General features: G+C 62.1%; 11 protein-coding genes. 5 read left to right on the top strand and 6 right to left on the bottom strand.

Annotated features, from left to right (window positions below):
• Positions 1-18: 18 nt before the first annotated feature.
• Both J2Y83_RS19830 and J2Y83_RS19825 read right to left on the bottom strand, forming a co-directional pair.
• The gene (locus tag J2Y83_RS19830; protein ID WP_253400420.1) at positions 19-1,350 is read right to left on the bottom strand and encodes an NCS2 family permease; all 1,332 of its coding nucleotides are present in this window, start codon (positions 1,348-1,350) and stop codon (positions 19-21) included.
• Between the two features lie 197 nt (positions 1,351-1,547).
• Positions 1,548-1,982, bottom strand: coding sequence for a MarR family winged helix-turn-helix transcriptional regulator (locus J2Y83_RS19825; protein ID WP_198717276.1), 435 nt, complete (start codon positions 1,980-1,982; stop codon positions 1,548-1,550).
• 81 nt (positions 1,983-2,063) lie between these two features.
• Between J2Y83_RS19825 and J2Y83_RS19820 the strand changes: the two genes are divergently transcribed.
• Both J2Y83_RS19820 and J2Y83_RS19815 read left to right on the top strand, forming a co-directional pair.
• On the top strand, positions 2,064-3,230 hold the full coding sequence (locus tag J2Y83_RS19820) for a PLP-dependent aminotransferase family protein (protein WP_198717277.1): 1,167 nt from the start codon (positions 2,064-2,066) through the stop codon (positions 3,228-3,230).
• Between the two features lie 10 nt (positions 3,231-3,240).
• Complete coding sequence (locus J2Y83_RS19815; RefSeq protein ID WP_198717278.1) at positions 3,241-3,843, top strand: glutathione S-transferase family protein; 603 nt, start codon at positions 3,241-3,243, stop codon at positions 3,841-3,843.
• A 1-nt stretch (position 3,844) separates the two neighbouring features.
• On the opposite strand, the gene J2Y83_RS19810 is transcribed toward J2Y83_RS19815, so the two are convergent.
• Positions 3,845-4,762, bottom strand: a complete 918-nt coding sequence (locus J2Y83_RS19810) for a LysR family transcriptional regulator (RefSeq protein ID WP_253397641.1) — start codon at positions 4,760-4,762, stop codon at positions 3,845-3,847.
• Between the two features lie 111 nt (positions 4,763-4,873).
• Here J2Y83_RS19810 and J2Y83_RS19805 point away from each other — a divergent pair, with 111 nt between their 5' ends.
• Genes J2Y83_RS19805 through J2Y83_RS19795 form a run of 3 tightly spaced genes read left to right on the top strand, consistent with a single transcriptional unit; the run spans position 4,874 to position 7,816 of the window.
• A complete protein-coding gene (locus J2Y83_RS19805; RefSeq protein WP_253397640.1) occupies positions 4,874-6,166 on the top strand; it encodes a CitMHS family transporter in 1,293 nt (430 codons plus the stop codon).
• A 1-nt stretch (position 6,167) separates the two neighbouring features.
• Complete coding sequence (locus tag J2Y83_RS19800; protein ID WP_253397639.1) at positions 6,168-7,493, top strand: acyclic terpene utilization AtuA family protein; 1,326 nt, start codon at positions 6,168-6,170, stop codon at positions 7,491-7,493.
• The gene (locus J2Y83_RS19795) at positions 7,490-7,816 is read left to right on the top strand and encodes an AtuA-related protein (protein WP_198717282.1); all 327 of its coding nucleotides are present in this window, start codon (positions 7,490-7,492) and stop codon (positions 7,814-7,816) included. Before J2Y83_RS19800 ends, J2Y83_RS19795 begins: the two co-directional genes overlap by 4 nt.
• A gap of 48 nt (positions 7,817-7,864) precedes the next feature.
• On the opposite strand, the gene J2Y83_RS19790 is transcribed toward J2Y83_RS19795, so the two are convergent.
• The 3 genes from J2Y83_RS19790 to J2Y83_RS19780 all read right to left on the bottom strand — a co-directional run bounded on the left by J2Y83_RS19790 (position 7,865) and on the right by J2Y83_RS19780 (position 9,518).
• Positions 7,865-8,236, bottom strand: coding sequence for a glutathione S-transferase N-terminal domain-containing protein (locus J2Y83_RS19790; RefSeq protein ID WP_198717283.1), 372 nt, complete (start codon positions 8,234-8,236; stop codon positions 7,865-7,867).
• A gap of 100 nt (positions 8,237-8,336) precedes the next feature.
• The gene (gene folE / locus J2Y83_RS19785; RefSeq protein WP_017845839.1) at positions 8,337-8,882 is read right to left on the bottom strand and encodes a GTP cyclohydrolase I FolE; all 546 of its coding nucleotides are present in this window, start codon (positions 8,880-8,882) and stop codon (positions 8,337-8,339) included.
• 78 nt (positions 8,883-8,960) lie between these two features.
• Positions 8,961-9,518: a Smr/MutS family protein gene (locus J2Y83_RS19780; RefSeq protein ID WP_198717284.1), complete on the bottom strand. Its 558-nt coding sequence runs from the start codon at positions 9,516-9,518 to the stop codon at positions 8,961-8,963.
• Between the last annotated feature and the right edge of the window lie 23 nt (positions 9,519-9,541).

Below are 9,541 nucleotides of genomic sequence, written 5' to 3'. Positions count from 1 at the left end.
TCTTTGTGCGTTCCCGAACTACAGGAAGATAAATTTTGCGATAAAAATCGCGCACAACACCCATAGGCTGATGGAGATTTCGCGGTACTTGCCGGTGCCGGCCTTGAGCGCCACATACGTGATAAAGCCCAGGGCGATCCCGTCGGCGACTGAGAAGGTCAGCGGCATCATGATCGCGGTGACGATAGCCGGAATGCTGTCGGTGGCTTCGTCCCAGTTGATATGGGCCATGCTCGCCATCATCAGCATCGCCACATAAATCAGCGCACCGGCGGTGGCGTAAGCCGGAATCATGCCGGCCAGCGGCGCGAAAAACATCGCCGCCACAAACAGCACGCCCACGGTCACAGCGGTCAGCCCGGTACGGCCACCGGCGGCGACACCGGCGGCGCTTTCCACATAGCTGGTCACCGGCGGCACGCCGACCATGGCGCCGAATACGCTGGAGGCGCTGTCGGCCTTCAACGCACGGGACAGGTTGTGGATCTTGCCGTCGGCGTTCACCAGACCGGCGCGTTGCGCGACGCCCATCAAGGTCCCGGCGGTGTCGAACATGTGTACAAACAAGAAGGCAAATACCACGCTGATCATGCTCACATTGAACACACCCTTAACGTCCATGGCCAGCCAGGTTGGCGCCAGGCTCGGCGGGGTGGAGAGGATGCCGTTGTAGTGAACCAGGCCCAGGCCCCAGCCGGCGAGGGTCACGGCGATGATGCTGATGAGGATCGCGCCGAACACCCGGTGGTAGCTGAGGATCGCGATCAGTAGGAAGCAGATGGCTGCCAGCAACGGCGCTGGCTCGTGCAGCGAACCGAGCTTGATCAGGGTGGCCGGGCTGTCGACGATGATACCGGCGGTTTTCAGGCCGATCACCCCGAGAAACAACCCCACACCGGCGCCCATCGCGTGGCGCAGGCTCACCGGAATGCTGTTGAGCAGCCATTCACGGATGCGCGACAGCGTCAGCAGCATGAACAACACGCCGGAGATAAACACCGCACCGAGTGCCGTCTCCCAGGTGTAGCCCATGGTCCCGACCACGGTGTAGGTAAAGAACGCGTTCAAGCCCATGCCCGGCGCCAGGCCCACCGGCCAGTTGGCGTACAGGCCCATCAACAGGCACCCCAGCGCGGCGGCGATGCAGGTGGCGACGAACGCGGCGCCGTGATCGATTCCGGCGTCGGCCATGATGTTCGGGTTGACGAAGATGATGTAGGCCATGGTGATGAACGTCGTGAGGCCGGCGATCAACTCGGTCTTCACTGTGGTGCCATGCAAGCGCAGTTTGAACAGGCGTTCCAGCCAGCCAGGGTTCGTGAGGGAGAGGTCCGGCGGGGCGAGGTCCAGCGGGGCTTCGGATTTGCGGCTATCCACAGCGAGTACTCCTCAAGCATTTTATTGTTATGGCCAGCGCGTAGGCGCTGTGAGGTACTGGCGGGTTTTGTTGACTAATTGGTCAGGAACTCGCACGAAGCGAATTATGCTTTTGTATACAAATAAAGCAAATAATGTTTTCGATTGTCTGCGCAAAAAAGGATGAAAGGCTAATTCACCGCACTCAGTGCCAGATTGACCGCCAGCCAGCCGTTCACCGCTTCTTCCCCCGCCTCATTGAAGGCGCGCTGCAACAGCTTCACCTGTTCACGGCGTAAGGATTGCTCGAAGCGCAGGCCTTCGGTGCTCAATTCCAGCAGGCGTTTGCGCTTGTCGGTCTCGGACGCGACGCTCTCCACCAGGTGCATTTCCTGTAATTGGCGCAGCGGCATGTTCAGCGCCTGCTTGCTCACGCCGAGCAATTCCAGCAGCTCCTTCACGCTCAGGCCGGGGTAGCGCGCGATAAAAAACACGATGCGCTGATGCACCCGGCTCAGGCCACGGCGCTCCAGCATTTCGTCGGCCTTGGCGGTGAACGCCTGGTAGCCGAAGAAGAACGCCTCCATGGCTTTTTGCTGGCTGGTCTGGTTTTTAAGGTCAAGCATATTGACGTATCCACTGAAGTCGTCGTAATTTCGGTCAACCAGTTTGACGTATTTCCCACAGGCTTTGCTACCGGTGACCCTATGGCCTTCTCAGAACGTGTTACACGCCTCAAAAGCTCCCTGATCCGTGAAATCCTCGCGGCGGCCCAGCGCCCGGAAGTGATGTCGTTCGCCGGCGGGTTGCCTGCCGAAGCGATGTTGCCCGCGTTGAACTGGGACGACATGCCGTTGAATATCGGCCAATACGGCATGAGTGAAGGCGAGCCGCAACTGCGTGAATTGCTCGCCGCCGAGGCGCGCGCACTCGGCGTGCCGTGCCAGGCCAGCCAGGTGCTGGTGGTCAGCGGCTCGCAGCAGACCCTGGACCTGGCGGCCAAGCTGTATATCGACAAGGGCACGAAAATCCTCTTGGAAGGCCCGACCTACCTGGCCGCGCTGCAGATTTTCCAACTGTTCGGCGCCGAGTGTCTCACCGTGCAACTGGAAGCCGACGGCCCGGACCTGGCCGCGCTGCGCACAAATCTGGAACGCCACCGCCCGGCGTTCATCTACCTGATCCCGACGTTCCAGAACCCTTCGGCCGTGCGTTACAGCGAGGCCAAGCGCGAAGCCGTCGCGGCGTTGCTCGACGAGTTCGGCGTGACCCTGATCGAAGACGAACCCTACCGCGAACTGACCTTCGACGGCGGCAGTGCACAGCCCATCGCCGGCCGTCTGAAAAAGGCCAGTTGGATCTACACCGGTACCGTGTCCAAAACATTGTTGCCCGGCCTGCGCGTCGGTTACCTGATCGCCAGCCCCGACCTGTTCCCGCACCTGCTCAAGCTCAAGCAGTCGGCCGACCTGCACACCAATCGCATCGGCCAGTGGCAGGCGATGCAGTGGATTGGCAGCGAAAAGTATCAACAGCACCTGGTGGAACTGCGCAGTTTCTATCGCCAGCGCCGCGACTCATTCCAGGCCGCATTGGTGCGACATTTCAACGATCTGGCGGACTGGCAGGTGCCCCAGGGCGGATTATTCTTCTGGCTGACCTTGAAACAACCGCTCGATACCCGCACCTTGTTGGCACCTGCACTCGATCAGAACGTCGCGTTCATGCCCGGTGAACCGTTTTTTTCCGAGCCGGACCAGCACCTTGGCTCACTGCGGCTCAATTTCAGCCATATCGACCCGTCCCGTTTGGACGAAGGTCTCAAGCGCCTGGCCGCAGTGGTCCGTCAAGCACAGCACGCGCAAGCGGCATAAGGGGAGCCCCATGTACAAGGTTTATGGCGATCACAAGTCGGGCAACTGCTACAAGGTCAAATTGATGCTCAACCTGTTGGGCATCCCGTATCAATGGGTGGATGTCGACATCCTCAACGGCGGCACCGAGACCCCTGAGTTCCTGGCCAAGAACCCCAACGGCAAGATCCCGGTGCTGGAACTTGAAGACGGCACCTGCCTGTGGGAATCCAACGCGATCCTCAACTTCCTCGCCGATGGCAGCGAGTTTCTGCCCACCGAACCGCGCCTGCGCACCCAGGTGTTGCAGTGGCAGTTCTTCGAGCAGTACAGCCATGAGCCGTATATTGCGGTGGCGCGGTTTATCCAGCTGTATTTGGGCATGCCGCAGGATCGCCTCGACGAATACAACACCAGTCACAAGGGCGGCTACAAGGCGTTGAGGGTGATGGAGCGTCAGTTGCAAAGCACGCCGTACCTGGTGGGCGAGCAGTATTCGATTGCCGATATTGCGCTGTATGCCTACACCCATGTGGCGCATGAGGGCGGTTTTGACTTGACGCCTTACCCGGCCGTGCAGGCGTGGCTGAAGCGGGTGGCCAGCCATCCCAAGCATGTGGCCATGCTTGACTGACTCACTCGGTCAACGGTGGGAGGGGGCTCAGTGGTGTGTCGGATAATTGCTCATGCAGTAAGTCGAAACAGCGCTGCGCCGCCGGGCTCAGGCCCATCCCGCCGCGACTGATCAGCCCGATCTCCCGGTTCACGCCGGGATGATCGATGCTGATGCGCTTCAACCCCTCCAGGCTGTCCGCCGCCGACTCCGGCAACACACTGATCCCCAAGCCCTGACGCACCAGCGCCAACACCGTCGACATGTAGTTGGCCTCCATGCCTGCGTTCATCGTCAGGCGTGTCTGATCAAATAACGCCTCGACGTGTTCGCGCACGCTGCTGTCGCGCCCGGTCAGGATGATCGGCTGATCCGCCAGTTGCTCCAGGGTCAACGTCCGATGGCGGGCGAGCGGATGATCCAGCGGTACAAACGCGCACAACCGATCATTGAGCACCGGCACAAACGCCAGCCCGTGGCTCAGTCGTGCGCGCACGCCGATGCCGAAATCCACCTCGCCCGAGCGTACCTGGGCGTGAATGCGGTGGGCCACCAAGTCATGCAGGCGCACTTCGATTCCGCCAAACCGTTCGCGAAACAGGCGCAGCGCGGGCGGCAGGGCGCCTGCGCAGACCGAGGGCAGGGCGGCGATAGTCACCACGCCCCGGCGCAGGGCGGCGAGGTCGCGGGAGCCGGTGACGATGTTGTCCAGGTCCAGCAGCAGTTTTTCCATCGGCCCGCGCGCCTCCTGGCCGGCGGCGGTGATGCTCACATGCCGCGGGCTGCGGTCGAGCAGGGCGACGCCGAGCCAGTCTTCCAGTTGCTGAACTTGCACGGTGAGCGCGGACGGCGACAGGTGCAGTTCGTTGGCCGCCTTGGTAAAGCTGCCGGTGCGCGCGACGGCGAGGAAGGCGTGGATGTGTTGGATTGAATTCTTCATTTTGTTTTTTCGAACACCAGCGGGTGAATATTCCAATTTACAAAGTCTAACGCGCTTCCAATACTCCAGGGAAAACAATAACCGGCCACCAAGGCCGCTCTGGAGTAACCCATGCTCGCTACCCTGGGTGTCATTACCATCCTTTGCTTGCTCGCTGCCGTCATGAGCAAACGCCTCTCGCCCCTGGTGGCGCTGATCGCCTTGCCGATCATCGCCGCGCTGCTCGGTGGGTTCGGCCTGCAAACCAGTGCCTTCGTCATTACCGGTATCAAGAACGTCGCCCCAGTGGTGGGCATGTTTGTGTTCGCGATCCTGTTTTTCGGGATCATGACCGATGCCGGCATGCTGGACCCCATCATTGATCGCATCCTGCGCACAGTAGGGACGCGCCCGACACGCATTGTCGTTGGCACCGCGACCCTGGCCCTGCTGGTCCACCTCGACGGCTCCGGCGCGGTGACGTTTCTGGTGACGGTGCCGGCGATGCTGCCGCTGTATACGCGGCTGGGCATCGACAAACGCATCCTCGCCTGCGTCTGCGCGATGGCCGCCGGGGTCAACTTCCTGCCGTGGACCGGTCCGGTGCTGCGCTCGTCGGCGGCGTTGCATGTGCCGGTGGCGGACCTGTTCCAGCCGCTGATCCCGGTACAGATCGTCGGCTTGATCTTCGTCTTCGCCTGCGCCTGGTGGCTTGGCCATCGTGAGGAAAAACGCCTGGGCCTGGGCGCCGGTTCGACGGTGGACGCGATGCCGCAACGGGTGCTCAGCGACGACGACATCAAGCTGCGTCGCCCACGGCTGTTCTGGGTCAACCTGCTCCTGACCGTGCTGGTCATGGTGGTGATGATTGCCGGCTGGGTCGACCCGGTGGTGATGTTCATGCTCGGTACCGTGGTCGCGCTGTGCATCAACTACCCGAATGTCGACGCCCAGCGTGCACGCATCGATGCCCATGCAAAAACGGCGCTGACCATGGCCAGTATCCTGCTCGCCGCCGGGGTGTTCACCGGCATCATGCAAGGCACCGGCATGCTCAAGGCGATTGCCGAAGTGGCGGTGGCGCAGATTCCGGCTGGCCATGGCAAGTTGATCCCGGCGGTGGTGGGCTTTATTTCCATGCCGCTGAGCATGTTGTTTGACCCTGATTCCTACTATTTCGGCGTGATGCCGGTGATCGCCGAAGTCGGCAAGGCCCTGGGCGTCGACCCGCTGCAAGTGGCCCAGGCCTCGTTGCTCGGCGTACACACCACCGGTTTCCCGGTCAGCCCGCTGACCCCCGCGACCTTCCTGTTGGTGGGCCTGTGCAAGATCGAACTGGCCGATCACCAGCGCTTCACCATTCCGTTTCTGTTCGCCGCGTCGGTGTTGATGACCATGACGGCGTTGCTCTTGGGAGTGTTTTGAGATGAAAACCTTGCGCATCGGTTCCGGCGCCGGCTACTCCGGCGACCGTATCGAACCTGCCGTGGAACTGGCCGAACTTGGCGACCTGGATTATCTGGTTTTCGAATGCCTGGCCGAACGCACCATCGCCTTGGCGCAACAGGCGCGCATCAGCGATCCACAGGGCGGGTATGACCCGCTGCTGAGTGAACGCATGCGCCGGGTGCTGCCCTTTGTGGGCGAGCATGAAGGTCGTCGGCGCTTGCGGGTGATCACCAATATGGGCGCGGCCAACCCGGTGTCGGCGGCCCGTGAAGTGCGGCGCATCGCCAGCGAACTGGGCCTGGCCCTCAAGGTCGTGGCGGTGGTGGGCGATGATGTGCTCGACGTGTTGCGCCCCGAGCAGGTGTTGGATAACGGCCAGACGCTCGGCTCGCTGGGCGCGCGGCTGATTTCCGCGAACGCCTACCTGGGCGTCGACGGCATTCTGGATGCGTTGCGCGCCGGGGCCGATGTGGTGATCACCGGGCGTGTTGCGGACCCCTCGTTGTTCCTGGCGCCGCAGATGTTTGAGTTTGGTTGGGCGGCGCACGATTGGCCGCGCCTGGGGCGGGGCACGCTGGTCGGGCATTTGCTCGAATGCGCGGGGCAGGTCAGCGGTGGTTATTTCGCCGATCCCGGGTTCAAGGACGTGGATGACCTGGCGCGCCTGGGCTTCCCCTTGGCCGAGATCGATGCCGAGGGTAACGCCGTGATCACCAAAGTGAGCGGGTCCGGCGGGCGCGTCAGCCGCGCCACGTGTACTGAGCAACTGATCTACGAAGTGCATGACCCGGCGGCATACCTGACGCCGGACGTGACGGCCGACTTTTCCCGCGTGAGCTTTGTCGAGGAAAGCGTCGACCGGGTACGCGCCCAGGGCGCTGCCGGACGGGCGCGGCCAGAGCGGCTGAAAGTCAGCGTGGGTTATCTGGACGGGTGGATCGGCGAGGGGCAGATGTCCTACGGCGGCCCGGGCGCCGTCGCACGCGCCCAACTGGCGCGGGAAGTGGTGCTCAAGCGTCTGGAACTGATGGGCGTGAAGATGCAGGACGTGCGCGCCGAGTTGATCGGCATGGACTCGCTGCACGGCCCGCGCAGCAGCGTCGAGCCGTGGGAAGTGCGCCTGCGCGTGGCCGCGCGCTGTGAAGAGCGCAGCGAAGCGGTGCGGGTTGGCAATGAAGTGGAAACCCTCTACACCAACGGCCCGTCCGGCGGCGGCGGTGCCAGCAAGAGCGTGCGCCAGGTGGTGGCGGTGGCATCGTTGTTGTTGCCGCGCGGCGCAGTCAACCCGAGGATCGAAGCATGAAGCTGCATACCCTGGCCCATTCCCGCACCGGGGATAAGGGCGACACCTCGAATATCTCGATCATTGCCTATCGCGCCGAGGATTATCCGCGGCTCTGCGAACAGCTCACGGCCGAGCGTGTGGCGGCGTTCTTCGCCGGTTTGTTGGAACCGGGAGCGGCGCCGGTACGGCGCTATGAGTTGCCCAATGTCCAGGCGCTGAACTTCGTGTTGCCGGGGATCTTGCGCGGCGGAGTGACCCGCTCGCTGGCGCTGGATGCCCATGGCAAATGCCTGGGTTCGGCGCTGCTGGATCTGGACCTGGATTTGCCAACACCGAACTAAATGTGGGAGGGGGCAAGCCCCCTCCCACAGTGGATCGGCGCAGGTCTGTCAGATGGCGGCGAAACGCTTGTCCAGGTAATCGATGATCACCTTGGAGTCATACATCCAGGTGGTTTGGCCATTCTCTTCGATGCGCAGGCACGGCACTTTGATCTTGCCGCCTTGTTCCAGCAGGGCCTGGCGATCCTGTTCGTTGTTCTTCGCATCCTTCAACGCTACCGGCACATTCAGGCGATGCAGGGTACGACGGGTCTTCACGCAGAACGGGCAAGCGTGGAACTGATACAGGGTCAGCTCTTTGGCGGCCGCGTTGACCTGCGCCTGCTGCTCGGCGGGGCGCTGCTTTTTGCGTGGGCGGGTAATGTAGTCGCCCGCGATGATGACGTGGCCGAGGCCCACTCGAAGTGCTTTGACGAACATGGCTGAAACCTCTTGCCCAGAACAGAGGGCCGCATCTTACTTGATTTACGGGGGCGAAAAAAAACCGGCGATGAACGCCGGCTTTTTCCTACCCGACCGGTTACTTGATCAGGCTGAGGAACTCGCTGCGGGTCGCCGCGTTTTCGCGGAACTCACCCAGCATCACCGAGGTGATCATCGACGAATTCTGTTTCTCCACACCGCGCATCATCATGCACATGTGCTTGGCTTCGATCACCACGGCCACGCCCAGCGCGCCGGTCACTTGCATCACGGCATCGGCGATCTGGCGGCTGAGGTTTTCCTGGATCTGCAGGCGGCGCGCATACATGTCGACAATTCGCGCGACTTTCGACAGGCCCAGCACTTTGCCGCTCGGGATATACGCGACATGGGCCTTGCCGATAAACGGCAGCAGGTGGTGTTCGCACAGCGAGTACAACTCGATGTCCTTGACCAGCACCATTTCACTGTTGTCGGAGCTGAACAAGGCACCGTTGGTGACTTCTTCCAGTGTCTGTTCATAGCCGCGGCAAAGGTACTGCATCGCCTTGGCGGCACGCTTTGGCGTGTCGAGCAGGCCCTCGCGGGTAACGTCCTCGCCGAGTTGGCCGAGGATCGCGGTGTAATTCTGTTCCAGGGACATGAAACTACCTGTGGGATTTTCGCAAAGCGCAAGGGTACGGTGGCCGACACATCGCTGCAAGCCTGACGATGGCACTTGTTACTCGTCGCGTCCTTCCATCATGGTGCGCTTGAGCATCACGTATACCGCGCCCGCGCCACCATGGCGGGCCTGGCAAGAGGTAAAGCCGAGCACCTGGGCATGCTGGCGCAGCCAGGTGTTGACGTGGCTCTTGATCATCGGCCGCTTGCCGTCCAGGCGCACGGCCTTGCCGTGGGTGACGCGCACGCAGCGGATTTCGAACTTGGTGGCTTCGGCGAGGAATGCCCAGAGGGTTTCCCGGGCTTTTTCCACATTCATACCGTGCAGGTCGAGGCTGCCTTCGAACGGAATCTGGCCGACCTTGAGCTTGCGCATCTGGCTTTCCTGTACGCCGTCGCGGGCCCACATCAACTCGTCTTCGGGGCCGACGTCGATGACGAACTGGTCCGACAGACCGTCCACGGTGGTGGCATCGGTGCGCACGGTCGCGGCCTGGCGCAGCTTGGCGATCTGCGCCCGGTCAGTCTTGGGTTTGCCGGTCTCGGCGCGGTCGTGCTTGATCGGCTTGACGCCGCGCAGCTCGTTTTTGAACAGGGAAAAATCGTCGTCTTGCATGTCAGCCTCCGCGAGGGGCGGGC

The organism is Pseudomonas marginalis (assembly GCF_024169655.1).
Taxonomy (GTDB): domain Bacteria; phylum Pseudomonadota; class Gammaproteobacteria; order Pseudomonadales; family Pseudomonadaceae; genus Aquipseudomonas; species Aquipseudomonas paraveronii.
The sequence above is the reverse complement of the archived record's forward strand: the minus strand, read 5'-3'. Positions and strand labels throughout refer to the sequence as shown.